Source organism: Caulobacter hibisci (assembly GCF_016135805.1).
GTDB classification, from domain to species: domain Bacteria; phylum Pseudomonadota; class Alphaproteobacteria; order Caulobacterales; family Caulobacteraceae; genus Caulobacter; species Caulobacter hibisci.
Window position 1 is genome coordinate 16,488 of the sequence record NZ_JADWOX010000032.1, and the last position, 15,804, is coordinate 32,291.

Genomic DNA, 15,804 nt, shown 5'->3' on the forward strand with positions numbered 1-15,804 from the left:
GCGGTCCTGACTGATCGGGATCGGGAAGGAAAACGAACGGATCGCGTCCCGTTCCGCCGGTCTTGGCGAAAGCGGGCGCGGTCGTGACGGGAAGGGTTGATTACTTGCCGAGCGCCATGTCGGCGTGGCCGTCGAGGCGGGCGCGCAGCAGCTGCTCGTAGTCGGCCGAGCGCGGCAGCAGGTCGGGACGGATCTCGGCCAGGCGGCGCTCCAGGCGATCGCAGGCCTCGCGAAGCTCGATCAGGGCGCCGTCGATGTCTTCGCGCTGCTGCTCGAGGGCGGCGGCGCGCTCGCGGAACTTCTTCAGCGACCGGGCCATCTGGGCCGCGCCGTCGTCGTTCTCGTCGTACAGGTCCAGCAGTTCGCGGATTTCCGACAGCGACAGGCCCACGCGCTTGCCGCGCAGGATCAGCTGCAGGCGGACGCGGTCCTTGTGGGAATAGACGCGGTTGAGACCTTCGCGGGCCGGCGTCAGCAGGCCCTTGTCCTCGTAGAAGCGCAGCGCCCGGGGCGTCGCCTTGAACTCGTTGCAGAGCTGACGGATCGAGAACGTGCGTTCGGGACGTCGCAGATCGGTCACCATCGTTACCCTCCCAGGGTGCGGCCGGCCTTCGCGACCGGGTCGTTGGTTATCGGCGTTCACGCTACGCCGGACGCCGCGGAACGTCAACGCTTACGTAAACGTCAACCTTCGCCATTGACGCTAGGTTTACATTCCTAGGACCTGGGCATAATTTCCTTGGGACTTCCGTCGCTTGGCTCCCGCCGGCGACGCGGGGAGGATCCGATGCTCTCGCACGCCGAACTGTGGACGGCGATCGACGCCCTGGCCAAGCGCTTCGACATGAGTCCCTCGGCCATGGCCAAGCTGGCCGGGCTCGACCCCACCGCCTTCAACCGCTCGAAACGCGGCGACGCCGACACGCGACCGCGCTGGCCCTCGACCGAGAGCCTGGCCAAGGTGCTGGAAGCCACGGGGGTGGGGTTTTCGGAGTTCGCGGCCCTGACCGAGACGTCAGGGCTCGGGGGGCCGGGGCGGCGAGCCGGCGTGCCGCTGATCGGCCTGGCGCGGGCCGGGACGCCGGGCATGTTCGACGAGGCGGGCGCGCCGCGCGGGACGGGCTGGGAAGAGGTGGAGCTGCCGGGGCCGCGCGAGGAAGGGCTCTACGCGCTGGAGGTCGAGGGCGACGCCCTGGCGCCGGTCTATCGCGACGGCGACCGGCTCTTGGTCTCGCCGACGGCCGAGCCGCGGCGCGGCGACCGGGTGGTGGTGATGACCACGGACGGCGAGGTGCTGATCCGCGAGATGGGCCGGCTGACGGCCCGGACGATCGAGCTGACCTCGGTGCTGCGCGACGGCGACGACCGGGTGCTCGACCGCATGGCGGTGGCCTGGGCGGCCTGCATCCAGTGGGTCAGCCAGTAGCCGACGACACTTCTTTCGAGCATTCCTTTATCCGATAACCGCTTCGCACTTATCGGGGAACGCTCGCAGGATCTCAGGTGCGCGGGCAGCCGGCGTGGTTGCCGGCAAGCCAGTCGCGAAGGGCGGCCGCGCGGGGATCCTCGCACGACACGTCCACCCGGTAGGATTGCCAGGTGTCGTTGTGGGCGGCCTCGATCTGGGCGCCGGGGAACTGCGAAGCGATGCCGCCGATCAGGGAGTCGAATTCCGAACGATCGTGCGGGCGAAGGGTGAAGGAAGCCATCGGACTATTCCTGGTTCTGATGGTTCCAAGCCTAGACCCCCAAATGCGAGCAGACCCTTAATGGCGAATTCAGAAACCGTTCATCAAACGAGGCACGGTGTCGCACTGCGCTCCCTCTCCCCTTGCGGGAGAGGGTGGCCTCCGAAGGAGGTCGGGTGAGGGGTCGCACGTACAGAAACGCCGCGACGGCTGTTCAGCTGTCGCGGCGTTTTACTTCTGAGAGACCCCTCATCCGTCGCCTACGGCGACACCTTCTCCCGCAAGGGGAGAAGGATCAGGAGAGCTTCTCTTCGATCAGCGCGATCGTGCGATCCACCCCGAAGATCGCGGCGAACGAGCCGAAGCGCGGGCCCTGGCTTTGGCCGAGCAGCACTTCGTACAGAGCCTGGAACCAGGCGCGCAGCGGGTCGAAGCCGTGGGTCTTGCCGACCTCGAACACTTCGTTCTGGATCAGCTCGGCGTCCTGGGTCCCGGCCGGCATGGCCTTCAGCTTGGCCAGCAGGTCGAGGATCGCCGCGCGCTCGACGTCGGTCGGGGCGCGGAAGGTCTTCGTGGGCTTCACGAAGTCCTCGTAATAGTTGATCGCGTAGCCGGCCAGGCGGTCGAGCAGCGGCTGGGTCTCGGCCGACGCGCCCGGGATGTAGCGCGACAGGAAGCCCCAGAGGATCTCCTTGGTCGAGGCGTCGGCGGCCGACACCAGGTTCAGCATCAGGCTGAACGACACCGGCGAGCTCTGCTGCGGCGGCTGGCCCGAGTGGATGTGCCAGACCGGGTTGTCGAGCTGCTTGGCCGGCTCCTGGCGGCCGAAGGCGTCCAGCTGCTGCAGGTACTCATCCGTCGCCTTGGGGATGACGTCGAAATACAGCTTCTTGGCCGACTTCGGGCTCTGGAACATGTAGTAGGACAGGCTTTCCGGCGCGCCGTAGCGCAGCCAGTCCTCCATCGACAGGCCGTTGCCCTTGGACTTGGAGATCTTCTGATTGTTCTCGTCCAGGAAGAGCTCGTAGTTGAAGCCTTCCGGCGGAACCCCGCCCAGCGCCTTGCAGATCGCGCCCGAGGCCTTGACCGAGTCGATCAGGTCCTTGCCGCTCATCTCATAGTCGACGCCCAGGGCGGTCCAGCGCATGGCCCAGTCGGGCTTCCACTGCATCTTCACGTGGCCGCCGGTGACCGGCACTTCGACGCGCGAGCCGTCCTCGTCCTCGAAGACGATCGTGCCCTTCTCGACGTTGCGCTCCAGCGTCGGGACCTGCAGCACCTTGCCGGTGCTGGGGCTGACGGGCAGGAACGGCGAATAGGTGGCGCGGCGCTCCTCGCCCAGGGTCGGCAGCATGACCTTCTGGATGGCGTCGAAGCGGGCCAGGGCCGTCAGCAGGGTCTCGTCGAACAGACCGCCCTTGTAGCACTCGGTCGAGGACACGAACTCGTACTCGAAGCCGAAGCCGTCCAGGAAGGCGCGCAGGCGGGCGTTGTTGTGGGCGCCGAAGCTGTCGTGGGTGCCGAACGGGTCGCGGACGACCGTCAGCGGCTTGCCCAGGTCCTCGATCAGCGGCTGCTTGTTCTCGATGTTGTCCGGCACCTTGCGCAGGCCGTCCATGTCGTCGCTGAAGGCGATCAGGCGCGTGGGGATGGCGTCGTCGACGAGCGCGCGGAAGGCCTGGCGCACCATGGTCGTGCGCGCGACTTCGCCGAAGGTGCCCAGGTGCGGCAGGCCGGACGGGCCGTAGCCGGTCTCGAAGATCACGGCTTTGGAGAGGGCCGGATAGGCTTTCACCGCCTCGTCGGTCTTGCCGGCGTCGATCAGGGCTTTCGCCGCTTCTTGATCGGCGCGGTCGGGAAGACGCACGCGCAGGACGCGGGCGATGGTGGCGCGCGCCTGCTCGAACGGCCAGGAGCGGGCTTCGCGGGCGAGGGGGGAGAGGCCTTCAAACATGGCCGCGCGTATAAACCCTGGCGGGGGATGAGGCTAGGGCGAGGCTCAGAACAGGCGCGGATCGAAGCGGAACGGCTCGTCGCCTACGACCCTCACCTTGGCGAAGGCCGGGTGGCGGGGATTGAGCAGGGTGTTGGTTCGGCTAGCAAAGCTGACTGCCCATAAGCAGGGCGTAAAAGTTGCATTCCCCCAAATGTCAGCCTTAGTGTGAGGTCGTACTGTAGCGCTTGGCTGGTTCAGCCCTGAAGCGCCGCAGCGCGAGGTCAAGCAACTTCGCGGCAATGGGGCGGCGACGCGGGAGGACAGGATTGGCATCAGTAGTTACGGTTATGAACATGAAGGGCGGCGTCGGTAAGACGACGGCGACCCTAAATTTAGGAGGGCTGCTGGCGCGGTATGTCATTGGCGGCAAGCCACCACTGCGTGTCCTCATGATCGACTACGACCCGCAATTCAACCTATCTCAGGCTTATCTTACTGCAAAAGACTATTTTGCATTGGAAAAGCAACGCAAAACTACCCTCTCGATTCTAATGGATAGCGGCACGGCACTAAATCCGTATCAGCTACAAGTTCCAGGAAATCACGCGCCACCCAGCGTCGGATCGCTAGCGACAAATCTATATAAACACCCTTCAGGCGGCCTTCTGGATATCGTTCCATCAACATTAAATCTAATGTACGTGGCCCTGGGTCAGGCAACGACCAACACTGGGCCAATCGAGGAGAGATTTGAAAAATTCATTACAGATTGCCGTGCGCATTATGATCTAATACTTATAGATTGCCATCCAGCGGGCTCGCTGTTCACGAAAACATCTTTGACGAATTCCGATTACGTTCTGATCCCTGTCGTACCTCAGAAGTACGCCGTTCGCGGCATCGGCCTAATGATGGAATTCATGAAGGCAAAAAAGGCGGGCACAAAAGCTCCGGCCCCCCTAATCCTATTCAACTCCACGAGTCGCCACGGAACCTCACCGGAGGAGGCGGCCATTCGTGCGGATGGGACGTACGCGCCATTCTGTCTCGCGAATACGCTGAAATGGTATAAGGCTTTTGGAGAGCCCGAGGGGGGCTCAGGGTTCGTTTGGCAGAGCAGCAAGCCCTACAGCACCCAGGCCTTTACCAACTTAGCCGCCGTTGGGCGCGAGCTTCGGACAAAGATTGCGTTATGATGCAAACCGCCCGGTATCGAGCCTTGCTCCGCTCGCTGTTCGCCAGCGTTCTTCAGTCAGACCTCAGCGCTGCAGACCTTCAAGCGCTCGCTAGCGAGCTGCGCCGCGGCCGCCTAGCTGATGAGCTGGCATACATGATTGAGCAGACGAGCAAGCATTTCCGCGACCCTCCCGACATGGCGAGCGACGACTTGCGAGCCCTTGAGCGGCTGATAAAAGATAAGCGCCTAACAAAGTCTGCCGTTTATAACATTATTTCCAGCATAGATGCCGGATCCAAAGCCCCTGAATCTGCAACCTTGCGCCAGATGCTTCAAGATTTCCTTTCATCCGCCTCCTCCAAGCAGATTGAAAAACTTCTGGATGTCCTTGGCTCCGTGGAGGGGGTGGATCCGTACCTCAAAGGTATCACTGACCGAGAGCGTTGAAATGTCGCTTCCGCTAATCTTGGGTGGCGTCAATTGGTTCAAAAACATTGAGTCGACGTTTTCAGATGACGCATCCCTCGAAAAGCTTGAGGCCGCGCTTCTGAGAATAGCCATCTGGTCTAAACAATTAGAGATTTGCGATACTGAAAATCCAGCCCTGTGCTTCATAAGGGAAATGCAGATCGCGGCGCAGCAATGCGTCGCACTTCTGGGACTGTGCGTCTATAAGGCGTCCGCATCGTCATCCCGAACACTTCTGGAGACTTGCCTATATTATTCCTACTTTCGAAGCCACCCCAGTGAGCTGGCAACCCTAGTAAGGGTAGACAAATATTATATAAGCAAATCTGATGTTCTTGATTATCACAAGCTACACACTCCGAATTTCATAAAGCTTCAAGAGACATTCGACGTCATTGGTCGCTTAGAGCAGTGGTATTCACGTGTATCAGCGGTAGTTCACGGGCAAATTCCGGGTGTCTGGAATGCACATACTTCTTTAGGCGGAATCGGCTTCAATAAAGAGGCGCACAACCTTGCAATATCGACGTTCTTGGCAGGCGAGGAGCTTTGCCACCATTTCCTCCTCTGCACTGCTGGGAAGGATTTGTGGTCAGGATTCGCCCCGGACGCCAAAGCTCACCTTATAAAAGGTCTTGCCGGGGACAAAAAGGCAACCCTTGGCTTGGATGGAAAATAAAAACCTGGGCTCGCAGGCGCGGCGGCGCTGGACTAGGCCGTGCTGCTTTGCGTCGCTTAAATGGCGATCGATAGCAATTGTCGGCCTGAGAGGATGAGAGACCCCTCACCCGACCTGCCTTCGGGAGGCCACCTCTCCCGCAAGGTGAGAGGGACTATTACGCCGCCTTCGCCCCCGCGCGGTTGCGCACCAGGTCGTCCACCACCGACGGGTCGGCGAGGGTCGAGGTGTCGCCCAGGGCGTCCACCGCGTTCTCGGCGATCTTGCGCAGGATGCGGCGCATGATCTTGCCCGAGCGGGTCTTGGGCAGGCCGGGGGCCCATTGCAGAACGTCGGGGGCGGCGAAGGGGCCGATCTCGTGGCGGACCCAAAGCACCAGCTGCTTGCGCAGTTCCTCGGTCGGCGTCGCATCGGCCTTCAGGGTGACGTAGGCGTAGACGCCCTGGCCCTTGATGTCGTGCGGATAGCCGACCACCGCCGCCTCGGCGACGGCTTCGTGGGCGACCAGGGCGCTCTCGATCTCGGCGGTGCCCAGGCGGTGGCCCGAGACGTTGATGACGTCGTCCACCCGACCGGTGATCCAGTAGTAGCCGTCGGCGTCGCGGCGGCAGCCATCGCCGGTGAAGTACTTGCCGGGATAGGTCGAGAAATAGGTCTCGAAGAAGCGCTGGTGGTCGCCATAGACGGTGCGCATCTGGCCCGGCCAGCTGTCGGTGATGACGAGGTTGCCCTCGGTCGCCCCCTCCAGCACCGCGCCTTCGGCATCGACCAGCTGCAGCTTGACGCCCGGCAGCGGCTTGGTGGCCGAGCCCGGCTTCAGGTCGGTGGCGCCCGGCAGGGGCGAGACCAGAATGCCGCCGGTCTCGGTCTGCCACCAGGTGTCGACGATCGGCAGCTTATCCTTGCCGACCACGCGGTGATACCAGAGCCAGGCCTCGGGATTGATCGGCTCGCCGACGCTGCCCAGCAGGCGCAGGGACGACAGGTCGTTCTTGAGAACGTGCTCGTCGCCCTCGCGCATCAGGGCGCGCAGGGCCGTCGGGGCGGTGTAGAAGATCTCGACCTTGTGCTTGTCGATCACCTCCCAGAACCGCGACGGCGTCGGATAGTTGGGCACGCCCTCGAAGATCAGGCTGGTCCCGCCATTGGCCAGCGGGCCGTAGACGACGTAGCTGTGGCCGGTGACCCAGCCGACGTCGGCCGTGCACCAGAAAACCTCGCCGGGCCGATAGTCGAACACAGACTCGAAGGTCCAGCTGGCCCAGGCCAGGTAGCCGCCGGTGGTGTGCAGCACGCCCTTGGGCTTACCCGTCGAGCCGGAGGTGTAGAGGATGAACAGCGGGTCCTCGGCGTTCATCGGCTCGGGCTCGCACACGCTCGAGGCGGCGCCCCGGACGTCGTTCCAGACCACGTCGCGGCCTTCGACGATCGGAACCTCGGCGCCGGTCCAGCGGACCAGCAGCACCTTCTCGACCTGCGGGCACTGCTCGAGCGCCTCGTCGATATTGGCCTTCAGCGGCACGGTCTTGCCGCCACGGCGGCCCTGGTCGGCGGTGATCACCAGGCGGGAGTCGCAGTCCTGGATGCGGCCGGCGATGCTGTCGGGCGAGAAGCCGCCAAACACGACAGAGTGCACGGCGCCGATGCGGGCGCAGGCCAGCATGGCCACGGCGGCGACGGGCACCATCGGCAGGTAGATGGTGATCCGGTCGCCCTTCTTCGCGCCCAGGTCCTTGAGCACATTGGCCATGCGGCAGACGTCGTCGTGCAGCTGGCTGTAGGTGATCTTGTCGGAGACGCCCGGCGCGTCGCCCTCGAAGATCAGGGCGACGTCGTCCTTGCGGTGCGGCAGATGGCGGTCGATGCAGTTGGCGCTGACATTCAGCACCCCGTCCTCGTACCAGCGGATGCGGAAGTCGTCCTTGGCGTAGGAGACGTCCTTGATCTTGGTGGGGGCCTGGATCCAGTCGAGACGGGCGGCGAGATCGCGCCAGTAACCCTCGGGGTCGCTCTCGACCCGGGCCACGGCGGCCTCGTAGCCGGCGGCGTCGATATGGGCCTTGGCCGCCCAGTCTTCGGGCGCCGGAAACAGCAGTCCGTCACTCACCACGCATCTCCCTAGGTCTACAGTCGATCTTGTCGTCGCCGGCGGTCTTGCCGCTGCGTCAGTCGTCGTCTTGCGAGCGGGAGTATGCGAAGCGGCGGCCCCTGCGCAAGAAGACCAATACGGTTTCATGCTTCGCGACGCGGTTCTTGTTCGGCTTGGCGGCGATGTCGGCTTGGCCGCAGACCGAAAAGCACGACTCATGCCACGATTGACAAGAACAAATTGGCAACAGTTAGTGGTGCGAGTTCCGTAGCTGCAAGGTCGCCAATGCCCTTCGAACACCCGGACGCCCCCGTCGCGATCGTCGGCTCCACGCCGCCAAACCGCCCCTGGGCGAAGGCGCCCGCCTGGGTGCTGGCCCCGATGATGGGGCTTGCCTATCTGGTCTCGATCATCCAGCTCGGTTTCGTGCTGACCAAGGCTGGCCCACCGTTCATCACCGCGCTGAACGGCATCCACTCCTGGCATGATCTCGGAGGACTGCGCGGCCTGGGCGTTGGCCTGTCGCTGGCGATCATCCTGGCCGTCTTCGCCAGCGGCGGCTGGTTCTTCGCCGTGATGGCCAAATCGCTGGAAGATGAACTGAAGCGCCGGATGGGCCTTTGAGCGCGGCGAACGATGAAAGCCGCCGCGCCCGAGCTTTTGCCTAGGCCGGCTGCGGCACCACGCGCAGGTAGGGCTTCTGCTCGTCCCAGCCGTTCGGGAAGAGGTCCTTGGCCGCCTCGTTGCTCACCGACGGGACGATGATCACGTCGCCGCCCTGCTGCCAGTTGGCCGGGGTGGCGACCTTGTGGCCGTCGGTCAGCTGCAGGCTGTCGATGACCCGCAGGATCTCGTCGAAGTTCCGGCCCGTGGAGGCCGGATAGGTCAGGGTCAAGCGCAGCTTCTTGTTCGGGTCGATGATGTAGACGCTGCGGACGGTCAGGGTGTCGGACGCATTGGGGTGGATCATGCCGTACAGGCTGGACACCGAGCGGTCGGTGTCGGCGATCAGCGGGAAGTTCAGCTTCGCGCCTTGCGTCTCCTCGATGTCGGCCGCCCAGCCGCCGTGGTTCTCCAGGCCGTCGACCGACAGGCCGACCACCTTGACGCCGCGCTTGTCGAATTCCGGCTTCAGCTTGGCCACGGTCCCCAGCTCGGTGGTGCAGACCGGGGTGAAGTCCTTGGGGTGCGAGAACAGCACGACCCACGAGCCCTCGCCCCAGGCGTGGAACTGGATCGGACCTTCGGTCGAGGCCTGGGTGAAGTCCGGAACGATGTCGCCGAGTTGCAGGGCCATGAGCGGCCTCCATGCTGAAATTTCGGGTCGGCTCCGCGCGCCATCGGGCGTAAAGCCGTGGCCGGACACTAGGCGCGGGTTTCCCGCCGCGCCGACCCAGGATTTCTTTCGGAGTTTCCAGCCATGCTGCTCGCCCTTTCGACCTGGCCCGAGATCGAAGCTTTCCTGACCCGGTCGAAGACGGTGGTGGTGCCGATCGGCTCCAACGAGCAGCACGGCCCCACGGGCCTCTTGGGCACCGACTGGCTGTGCCCCGAGATCATCGCCCACGAGGCGTCCAAGCGCTCGGACGAGGTGCTGGTGGCCCCGACCTTCAATGTCGGCATGGCCCAGCACCACCTGGCCTTCCCGGGCACCATCTTTCTGCGGCCCTCGACCTTCATGGCCGCGATCGGCGACTGGACGCGCTCGCTGGGCGCCCACGGCTTTACGAAGATCTATTTCCTCAACGGCCACGGCGGCAACGTCGCCACCATCGAGGCGGCGTTCTCCGAGATCTACGCCGAGTACAGCTTCCGCAAGGAGCGCTGCCCCTTCGCCATGAAGCTGAAGAACTGGTGGGACCTCGACGGCGTCCACGCCCTGGCCATGCGCCAATTCCCCGTCGGCCACGGCAGCCACGCCACTCCGTCCGAGATCGCCGTGACGCAGTGGGGCTATCCGGACAGCATCAAGACCGCCGCCTACGAGCCGAAGATCGCCCCCTCCGGCCCGATCCGCGAGGCGCTCGACTTCCGCGCCCGCTACGCCGACGGCCGCATGGGCTCCGACCCGGCCCTGGCCACGCCCGAAAAGGGCGGCGAACTGGTCGAGCAGGCGGTCGTCTCGCTGATTAGGGACCTGGCGACGTTCGGGGCCGAGGCGCGGGTCTAGGGCGCTGTCATAAGATCCCTCTCTCTTTGAGAGAGGGAGGGGCCCGCCGCGCAGCGGTGGGAGGGTGAGAGGTTTCACCGTTTGCCGGGAAACCTCGACCCTAAGCCCCATCTTTACTCGGCGTCTGTCCGCGCCACGTTCGGACGAGCTGTAACCTCTCACCCTCCCACGCCTCCGGCGTGGGCCCCTCCCTCTCTCTCAGAGAGAGGGGTCTTTAAATAACCCCGGCCCGCAGCAGGTCGTGGACGTGCAGCACGCCCACCGGCTTGCCGGCTTCGACGACGAACAGCACGGTGATCCGGCGCTCGTTCATCACCTTCAGGGCTTCGGCCGCCAGGGCGCCCGAGGCGATCACCAGCGGGCTGCGGGTCATCACCTGGCCGGCGGTGTGGCCCATCAGGCCGTCCATGTGGCGGCGAAGGTCGCCGTCGGTGATCAGGCCCACGAGCGCGCCGGCCGCGTCGGTCACGCCGACCGCGCCGAAGCGCTTCTGGCTCATCACCAGCAGGGCCTCGCCCATCGGCGCGCCTTCGGCGACCAGCGGCAGTTCCTCGGCCCCGTGCATAAGGTCGGCGACCGAGCGCAGCACGGCGCCCAGCTTGCCGCCCGGGTGGAAGACCCGGAAGTCGCTGGCGGTGAAGCCGCGGCTTTCCAGCAGCGCCACGGCCAGGGCGTCGCCCAGAGCGATCTGCAGGGTGGTCGAGGTGGTCGGGGCGTTGACCTCGGCCGTGGCCTCCGGCGCGTCGGGCAGCAGCAGCAGCACGTCGCCGGCCTTGCCCAGCTGGCTGGTCGCGACGGCGGTGACGGCGATCAACGGGATCGAGAAGCGCTTGCAGTAGGTCAGGGTGTCGGCCAGCTCGCGGGCCTCGCCCGACTTCGACAGGGCCAGCACCACGTCGTCGGGGCCGATCATGCCCAGATCGCCGTGGCTGGCCTCGGCGGGATGGACGAACATCGCCTGGCTGCCGGTCGAGGCCAGGGTGGCGGCGATCTTGCGCGCCACATGTCCCGACTTGCCCATGCCGGTGCAGACGATGCGGCCTTTGGCGTCGTGCATCACCCGGACAGCCTCGGTGAAGGCCTCGCCCAGGCCGTCGGCCATCTGCGAGAGGGCTTGCGCCTCGATGCTCAGCACCCGGCGGCCCACGGCCACGGCGTCGGAAATGGTGTCGGTCATGTGCTCAGAAACTCCGTGCGCAGCCCATATCAGGCCGGGCGCGGTTGAGCGACCCCGGCCTTAGGCCGCGCGGCGCGCGGCCGGACGCTGGCCCGGACGGTCCGCGCCACGGGCGATCTTCAGCTCGCCCATGCGGTCGGCCAGGCGCGTGGCTTCGTTGGAGAGGGCGTGGCTGGCGGCCGTGGTCTCCTCCACCATGGCGGCGTTCTGCTGGGTCACCTGGTCCATCTGGTTCACGGTGGCGTTGACCTCCGCCAGGCCCTGGGCCTGGGTCTTGGCCGAGGCGGTGATCTCGCGCACCAGGCCGTCGATCTCCTCGACCTGGCCGGCGATGCCGCGCAGCACCTCGCCGGCGCGGCCGACATATTCGACGCCCTGCCCCACCTCGGCGGCGCTGGCGGCGATCAGGCCCTTGATCTCCTTGGCCGCGTCGGCCGAACGCTGGGCCAGGGCCCGAACCTCGGAGGCGACCACCGCGAAGCCTCGGCCGGCGTCGCCGGCGCGAGCAGCCTCGACCCCGGCGTTGAGGGCCAGAAGGTTGGTCTGGAAGGCGATCTCGTCGATCACCCCGATGATCCGGCCGATCTGGCTGGAGGACTGCTCGATGCCGGCCATGGCCCCGACGGCCTGGTCGACGACGTCGCCGCTGGCCTGGGCGGCCTGGCGGGCGCGGGCCACCACCTGGCGGGCGCGCTCGGCCCCGTCGGCGGCGGCGCGGACGGTGCCGGTGATCTGGTCGAGGGCGGCGGCGGTCTCTTCCAGGCTGGCGGCCTGGTGTTCGGTGCGGCGCGCCAGGTCGTCGGCGGCCTCGGTGATCTCGCGGGCCCCGCCCTGGATCATCGACACCCCGTCCAGCGAGGCGGCGACCAGGCCGGCCAGCTTGTCCAGCGCGAGGTTATAGTCCTGGCGCAGGGCCTCGTAGCCGGCCGGGAAGGCGCGGTCGATGCGCTGCGACAGATCGCCGACCGACAGGCTCTGCAGGGCCGCGCCCAGAGCCTCGACCACCGCGCGCTGGGTGGCGTCGGCCTCGTCGCGGCGGGCCTCGGCGGCCTGGCGCTCGGCCTCCAGCACCTCGCGGACGTCGGCCGCCTCCAGCTCCTGCTGGCGGGCGACGACGGCGTCCTTGAAGGCGTGCAGGGCGGCGGTCATCTGGCCGATCTCGTCCTTGCGGGCGCTGCTGGGCAACACCACGGTAAGGTCGCCCTGGGCCAGGCGGCGCAGGCAGCCGGTGACGACCACCAGCGGCGCGATCAGCACCCGGCGAGCGGCCACGACCATGGCGGCGGCGAACAGGGCGGCCACGCCCAGCAGGCCGGCCATCAGCACCTGGCCGATGTCGCCCATCTTCTTGGCGGCGTCGGCGTCGGCCTGGGCGGCGGCCTCGATCTTCTGGGACGCGCCCTCCATCGCCGTTTCCAGGGCGGAGAACTGCTTGTTGAATTCCGGCAGCAGGGCGCGGGCGGCCGCCGGATCGCTGCCGGCGGCGCCGACCAGCTTGTCGGCGGTGGCGATATAGGCGGCCAGGGGCGCGGCCACATGGTCGAGGGCGGCCTGGGCGGCCGGGTCCTGGGCCAGGGCGCGGCCTTCCTTGATGTCGCCCTCGAAGGCCGAAACGTGTTCGGCGAGGTCGGCCTGGACGGTCTTCAGATCGACGCCCAGGGCCGGGTCGGTGGCCATGATCGCGCCGCTGGCGTCGCCGCGCAGGGCGTCGTGCATCATGTCGGCGTGCATGTGCAGCCGCAGCACCCGCGACGAGGCCGCCGAGCGGTCCAGCGCGTGCGACAGGCTGACGGCCACCCACAGGCCCGCCCCAGCCGCGGCCGCGCACAGCAGCGCCGCGCCGATGCTCGCGCCCATGATCTTCTGACTCAGCGAAGCCATGAAGCCCCTCCCCGCAATCTCACGCGCCAGGATGCGGGCCGGGGTCTCTAACGAGCCTTAACCATGCCAGCGACCGATGGTCGCGGGGCGGGGGTTGGGGGAGCGGGAAGCGGATTTGGCACCCCTCTCTCATGGAGAGAGGGAGGGGCCCGCGCCGAAGGCGTGGGAGGGTGAGAGGTTTCACCCTTGGCCGGAAAACCTCGATTCCTTCCGTTGCGATTTCTCGAAGGCCGAGCCCAGGCTGGCTCCATGGACGCGACCGCCAACGCCCGCCGTCTGCGCCGAAGCCAGACCTTGGCCGAAAAGACCCTATGGACGCTCGTCCGCAATCGCCGCCTGGGCGGCTTCCGGTTCCTGCGGCAGGTTTCGATAGACCGCTACTTCGCCGACTTCGTCTGCGAGGCGGGCAAGTTGATCGTCGAACTGGATGGTGCAACCCATGAAGGGCGGGAGGACTACGACGAAAACCGCACTCGGGTGCTGGAGCTGTTCGGATACGTGGTTTTGAGGTTTCCCAACGAGCGGGTCATGGCTGATCCTGGCGGGATCGCCGAAGACATATTGGCCGTGCTTCGTTCGGATAGGGTGTAACCTCTCACCCTCCCACCGCCTGCGGCGGCGGGCCCCTCCCTCTCTCTATGAGAGAGGGATCATGTGGAGATTTCCCCTACCGCGGGATTTCCGCCGTCTTGACCAGGGCGACCTGGCGGTAGACCGCCGCGACGTCGAAATAGCGGCCGAAGGCGGCGTGGAACTGGTCGACGGCCTGCTTCACGCCGGGGCCGCCGATCTCGCTGATGTCGTGCCAGTAGTCGTCCAGCACCATCATGCCGCCCACCTCCAGCAGGCTCGCGCAGCAGCACAGGTCGATCATCACCGCCAGGGCCGTATGGCTGCCGTCGACATAGATCAGGTCGAACTTGTCGCCCCGCTCCAGCATCTTGGGCAGCTCGTAGGTCGAGAACCCCTTGTGGGTGTGGACCTTGCCGAAGGTCGTGCGGTTCATGTTGCGATGAAAGCGCGGCTCGACGGCGTGGTACTTTTCTTCCGGGTTCAGGTTTTCGTCGAACCAGGGGTCGATCACCGTCACGTCGAGGCGATCGGGGAACATCCAGTCCATGAAGGCGAGGTTGCGGCCCTCATAGGCGCCGATCTCCATGTAGCGGACCTTGGGGCCGGCTTCCGGACGCTTGGCCATGAAGTCGCGCAGCAGCGGGGCCACGAACGGGATGTTGTTGGCGGCCCAGGCCGAGGTGAACTCGAAGCCCTTGCCCTCGCTGTAGGCGGCGAAGGCGTCGGCGCTGTCGTGGTCGCGGGTCTTGGCCAGCATCGTGCGGGCCAGCTGCGAGGCGAAGCGCGGATTGATCTTGCCCAGGGAGCGCAGCTTGGCACCCGAGCCGCGGGCGTCGACGGCGTCCGTCAGCTCGGCGTCGAAAGCGGGGGTCGATCCGTCGGCCATGGCCCTGGCTCCTCTTTGAGTAGCAGGACCCTAGCCGACCATCGGTTAAGGAAGGATCAGGCCGCGAGCACCTGGCCGTCCTCGACCCGCACGGGCCAGACGGTGAGGCGCTTGCCGCCACAGGGGCCGGCCACGCACTCGCCGTCGGCGATGCGGAACAGGGCCGCGTGGCCGCCGCACAGGATCAGGTCGTTCTCGCGGGTCAGGAACCGGCCGCTGATCCCGGCCAGCGGCCAGCCGGCATGCGGGCAGGAGTCGACATAGCCGAACACCCCGCCGTCCTTGCGGACGACGAAGCCGGCGAACATCGCCTCGCCTTCACGGTAGCGGAACCCCGCCGCGCCCGGCTCGGGGATGTCGGCCAAGGCGCAGATCGCCTGGCCGGGCGCGGGGCGGGCGGGGTTTTGTGCGTCGGTCGGTGACATTCCGGATCCCTCCCAAGATGTCATCCCCCGACTTGTTCGGGGGACCCAAGCCGAGCCGGCCGGCGCGTGTCCTGAAAGTCGGCTTGGGTCACCCGCATGAAGCGGGTGATGACTATCTTTGTGGGAGGCCTTTCGTGGCGTCAGAGCGCGCCGATCGCCAGGCGCCATTGATGGACCTCGACGCTTTCGAACACGCCAGCGCCGGTGAAGGGGTCGTTGTCGGCCTGGGCCTGGGCGGCGGCCTTGTCTTGCGCCTCGACGACGATGATCGAGCCGATCGGATTGCCGTCGTCGTCCAGCAGGGCGCCGGCCAGCTTCAGGTTCGGCGAGTTGTTGAGGTAGTCGAGGTGGGTCGGGCGCGTGGCCAGGCGGGTCTCGAGCGCGCCGGGCTTGTCCTTGCAGATGATGGCGTAGAGCGGCATGGGCGGAGGTCCTTGTTGAAGCACGGGTGACGAGATCGACTTGGAGGATCCTCCCCCTGTGGGGGAGGTGTCGGCGCAGCCGACGGAGGGGGAGCATCTGCTGAGACGGCCAGCGCCCCGGAAGCTGAAAACGGGGCGCCCCGCCCGCGGGGGGCCACCCCCCCCCGAGGGGGGGGGGTTGATAAAAAAACACCACCCCCCGAGCCGGGGCGGCGGCGGGGCGGAGGGGGGTG

Annotated in this window: 17 protein-coding genes; 7 read left to right on the plus strand and 10 right to left on the minus strand. The window is 66.2% G+C overall.

The window, feature by feature from the left end; all coding sequences use genetic code 11:
* Nucleotides 1-100 precede the first annotated feature (100 nt).
* Nucleotides 101-580, minus strand: a complete 480-nt coding sequence (locus I4Q42_RS25090; RefSeq protein WP_198578854.1) for a MerR family transcriptional regulator — start codon at nucleotides 578-580, stop codon at nucleotides 101-103.
* Nucleotides 581-787: 207 nt separating this feature from the next.
* Between I4Q42_RS25090 and I4Q42_RS25095 the strand changes: the two genes are divergently transcribed.
* Nucleotides 788-1,426: a S24 family peptidase gene (locus I4Q42_RS25095; protein WP_198578837.1), complete on the plus strand. Its 639-nt coding sequence runs from the start codon at nucleotides 788-790 to the stop codon at nucleotides 1,424-1,426.
* 73 nt (nucleotides 1,427-1,499) lie between these two features.
* Here the strand turns inward: I4Q42_RS25095 and I4Q42_RS25100 are convergent, their stop codons facing one another.
* Nucleotides 1,500-1,709, minus strand: a complete 210-nt coding sequence (locus I4Q42_RS25100; RefSeq protein WP_198578838.1) for a hypothetical protein — start codon at nucleotides 1,707-1,709, stop codon at nucleotides 1,500-1,502.
* Nucleotides 1,710-1,983: 274 nt separating this feature from the next.
* Nucleotides 1,984-3,642 (minus strand): lysine--tRNA ligase, encoded by a 1,659-nt coding sequence (locus I4Q42_RS25105; RefSeq protein ID WP_198578839.1) that lies wholly within the window; start codon nucleotides 3,640-3,642, stop codon nucleotides 1,984-1,986.
* A 281-nt stretch (nucleotides 3,643-3,923) separates the two neighbouring features.
* On the opposite strand from I4Q42_RS25105, the gene I4Q42_RS25110 reads away from it, so the two are divergent.
* The 3 genes from I4Q42_RS25110 to I4Q42_RS25120 are packed head-to-tail and all read left to right on the plus strand — an operon-like array spanning nucleotide 3,924 to nucleotide 5,948.
* Nucleotides 3,924-4,820, plus strand: a complete 897-nt coding sequence (locus I4Q42_RS25110; protein ID WP_269816552.1) for a ParA family protein — start codon at nucleotides 3,924-3,926, stop codon at nucleotides 4,818-4,820.
* Nucleotides 4,817-5,248: a hypothetical protein gene (locus tag I4Q42_RS25115; protein WP_198578841.1), complete on the plus strand. Its 432-nt coding sequence runs from the start codon at nucleotides 4,817-4,819 to the stop codon at nucleotides 5,246-5,248. The genes I4Q42_RS25110 and I4Q42_RS25115 overlap by 4 nt, the downstream gene beginning before the upstream one ends.
* 1 nt (nucleotide 5,249) lies before the next feature.
* The gene (locus I4Q42_RS25120; protein WP_198578842.1) at nucleotides 5,250-5,948 is read left to right on the plus strand and encodes a hypothetical protein; all 699 of its coding nucleotides are present in this window, start codon (nucleotides 5,250-5,252) and stop codon (nucleotides 5,946-5,948) included.
* Nucleotides 5,949-6,105: 157 nt separating this feature from the next.
* Here the strand turns inward: I4Q42_RS25120 and acs are convergent, their stop codons facing one another.
* The gene (acs, locus tag I4Q42_RS25125) at nucleotides 6,106-8,058 is read right to left on the minus strand and encodes an acetate--CoA ligase (RefSeq protein WP_198578843.1); all 1,953 of its coding nucleotides are present in this window, start codon (nucleotides 8,056-8,058) and stop codon (nucleotides 6,106-6,108) included.
* 264 nt (nucleotides 8,059-8,322) lie between these two features.
* Here acs and I4Q42_RS25130 point away from each other — a divergent pair, with 264 nt between their 5' ends.
* Nucleotides 8,323-8,661: a hypothetical protein gene (locus tag I4Q42_RS25130; RefSeq protein ID WP_198578844.1), complete on the plus strand. Its 339-nt coding sequence runs from the start codon at nucleotides 8,323-8,325 to the stop codon at nucleotides 8,659-8,661.
* Nucleotides 8,662-8,701: 40 nt separating this feature from the next.
* On the opposite strand, the gene I4Q42_RS25135 is transcribed toward I4Q42_RS25130, so the two are convergent.
* The gene (locus I4Q42_RS25135) at nucleotides 8,702-9,334 is read right to left on the minus strand and encodes a peroxiredoxin (RefSeq protein ID WP_198578845.1); all 633 of its coding nucleotides are present in this window, start codon (nucleotides 9,332-9,334) and stop codon (nucleotides 8,702-8,704) included.
* 123 nt (nucleotides 9,335-9,457) lie between these two features.
* Between I4Q42_RS25135 and I4Q42_RS25140 the strand changes: the two genes are divergently transcribed.
* Nucleotides 9,458-10,207, plus strand: coding sequence for a creatininase family protein (locus I4Q42_RS25140; RefSeq protein WP_198578846.1), 750 nt, complete (start codon nucleotides 9,458-9,460; stop codon nucleotides 10,205-10,207).
* 214 nt (nucleotides 10,208-10,421) lie between these two features.
* On the opposite strand, the gene I4Q42_RS25145 is transcribed toward I4Q42_RS25140, so the two are convergent.
* Together I4Q42_RS25145 and I4Q42_RS25150 are read right to left on the minus strand one after the other, a co-directional pair.
* Nucleotides 10,422-11,384, minus strand: coding sequence for a KpsF/GutQ family sugar-phosphate isomerase (locus tag I4Q42_RS25145; RefSeq protein WP_198578847.1), 963 nt, complete (start codon nucleotides 11,382-11,384; stop codon nucleotides 10,422-10,424).
* Between the two features lie 60 nt (nucleotides 11,385-11,444).
* Complete coding sequence (locus I4Q42_RS25150; protein ID WP_198578848.1) at nucleotides 11,445-13,265, minus strand: methyl-accepting chemotaxis protein; 1,821 nt, start codon at nucleotides 13,263-13,265, stop codon at nucleotides 11,445-11,447.
* Between the two features lie 249 nt (nucleotides 13,266-13,514).
* On the opposite strand from I4Q42_RS25150, the gene I4Q42_RS25155 reads away from it, so the two are divergent.
* Entirely contained in the window at nucleotides 13,515-13,856 is a 342-nt protein-coding gene (locus I4Q42_RS25155; protein ID WP_198578849.1) for an endonuclease domain-containing protein, read from the plus strand.
* Nucleotides 13,857-13,932: 76 nt separating this feature from the next.
* Here the strand turns inward: I4Q42_RS25155 and I4Q42_RS25160 are convergent, their stop codons facing one another.
* The 3 genes from I4Q42_RS25160 to I4Q42_RS25170 form a co-directional block, all read right to left on the minus strand.
* Complete coding sequence (locus tag I4Q42_RS25160; RefSeq protein ID WP_198578850.1) at nucleotides 13,933-14,724, minus strand: class I SAM-dependent methyltransferase; 792 nt, start codon at nucleotides 14,722-14,724, stop codon at nucleotides 13,933-13,935.
* Between the two features lie 56 nt (nucleotides 14,725-14,780).
* A complete protein-coding gene (locus I4Q42_RS25165) occupies nucleotides 14,781-15,149 on the minus strand; it encodes a Rieske (2Fe-2S) protein (RefSeq protein ID WP_198578851.1) in 369 nt (122 codons plus the stop codon).
* A gap of 140 nt (nucleotides 15,150-15,289) precedes the next feature.
* A complete protein-coding gene (locus tag I4Q42_RS25170; RefSeq protein WP_198578852.1) occupies nucleotides 15,290-15,571 on the minus strand; it encodes a YciI family protein in 282 nt (93 codons plus the stop codon).
* Nucleotides 15,572-15,804: the final 233 nt, after the last annotated feature.

What these genes read in the sequence shown, in the direction of transcription:
- I4Q42_RS25095 (WP_198578837.1), top strand. Translation starts at nt 788, where the DNA reads ATGCTCTCGCACGCCGAACTGTGGACGGCGATCGACGCCCTGGCCAAG.
- I4Q42_RS25100 (WP_198578838.1), bottom strand. Translation starts at nt 1,709, where the DNA reads ATGGCTTCCTTCACCCTTCGCCCGCACGATCGTTCGGAATTCGACTCC.
- I4Q42_RS25105 (WP_198578839.1), bottom strand. Translation starts at nt 3,642, where the DNA reads ATGTTTGAAGGCCTCTCCCCCCTCGCCCGCGAAGCCCGCTCCTGGCCG.
- I4Q42_RS25110 (WP_269816552.1), top strand. Translation starts at nt 3,924, where the DNA reads ATGGGGCGGCGACGCGGGAGGACAGGATTGGCATCAGTAGTTACGGTT.
- I4Q42_RS25115 (WP_198578841.1), top strand. Translation starts at nt 4,817, where the DNA reads ATGATGCAAACCGCCCGGTATCGAGCCTTGCTCCGCTCGCTGTTCGCC.
- I4Q42_RS25120 (WP_198578842.1), top strand. Translation starts at nt 5,250, where the DNA reads ATGTCGCTTCCGCTAATCTTGGGTGGCGTCAATTGGTTCAAAAACATT.
- I4Q42_RS25130 (WP_198578844.1), top strand. Translation starts at nt 8,323, where the DNA reads ATGCCCTTCGAACACCCGGACGCCCCCGTCGCGATCGTCGGCTCCACG.
- I4Q42_RS25135 (WP_198578845.1), bottom strand. Translation starts at nt 9,334, where the DNA reads ATGGCCCTGCAACTCGGCGACATCGTTCCGGACTTCACCCAGGCCTCG.
- I4Q42_RS25140 (WP_198578846.1), top strand. Translation starts at nt 9,458, where the DNA reads ATGCTGCTCGCCCTTTCGACCTGGCCCGAGATCGAAGCTTTCCTGACC.
- I4Q42_RS25145 (WP_198578847.1), bottom strand. Translation starts at nt 11,384, where the DNA reads ATGACCGACACCATTTCCGACGCCGTGGCCGTGGGCCGCCGGGTGCTG.
- I4Q42_RS25150 (WP_198578848.1), bottom strand. Translation starts at nt 13,265, where the DNA reads ATGGCTTCGCTGAGTCAGAAGATCATGGGCGCGAGCATCGGCGCGGCG.
- I4Q42_RS25155 (WP_198578849.1), top strand. Translation starts at nt 13,515, where the DNA reads ATGGACGCGACCGCCAACGCCCGCCGTCTGCGCCGAAGCCAGACCTTG.
- I4Q42_RS25160 (WP_198578850.1), bottom strand. Translation starts at nt 14,724, where the DNA reads ATGGCCGACGGATCGACCCCCGCTTTCGACGCCGAGCTGACGGACGCC.
- I4Q42_RS25165 (WP_198578851.1), bottom strand. Translation starts at nt 15,149, where the DNA reads ATGTCACCGACCGACGCACAAAACCCCGCCCGCCCCGCGCCCGGCCAG.
- I4Q42_RS25170 (WP_198578852.1), bottom strand. Translation starts at nt 15,571, where the DNA reads ATGCCGCTCTACGCCATCATCTGCAAGGACAAGCCCGGCGCGCTCGAG.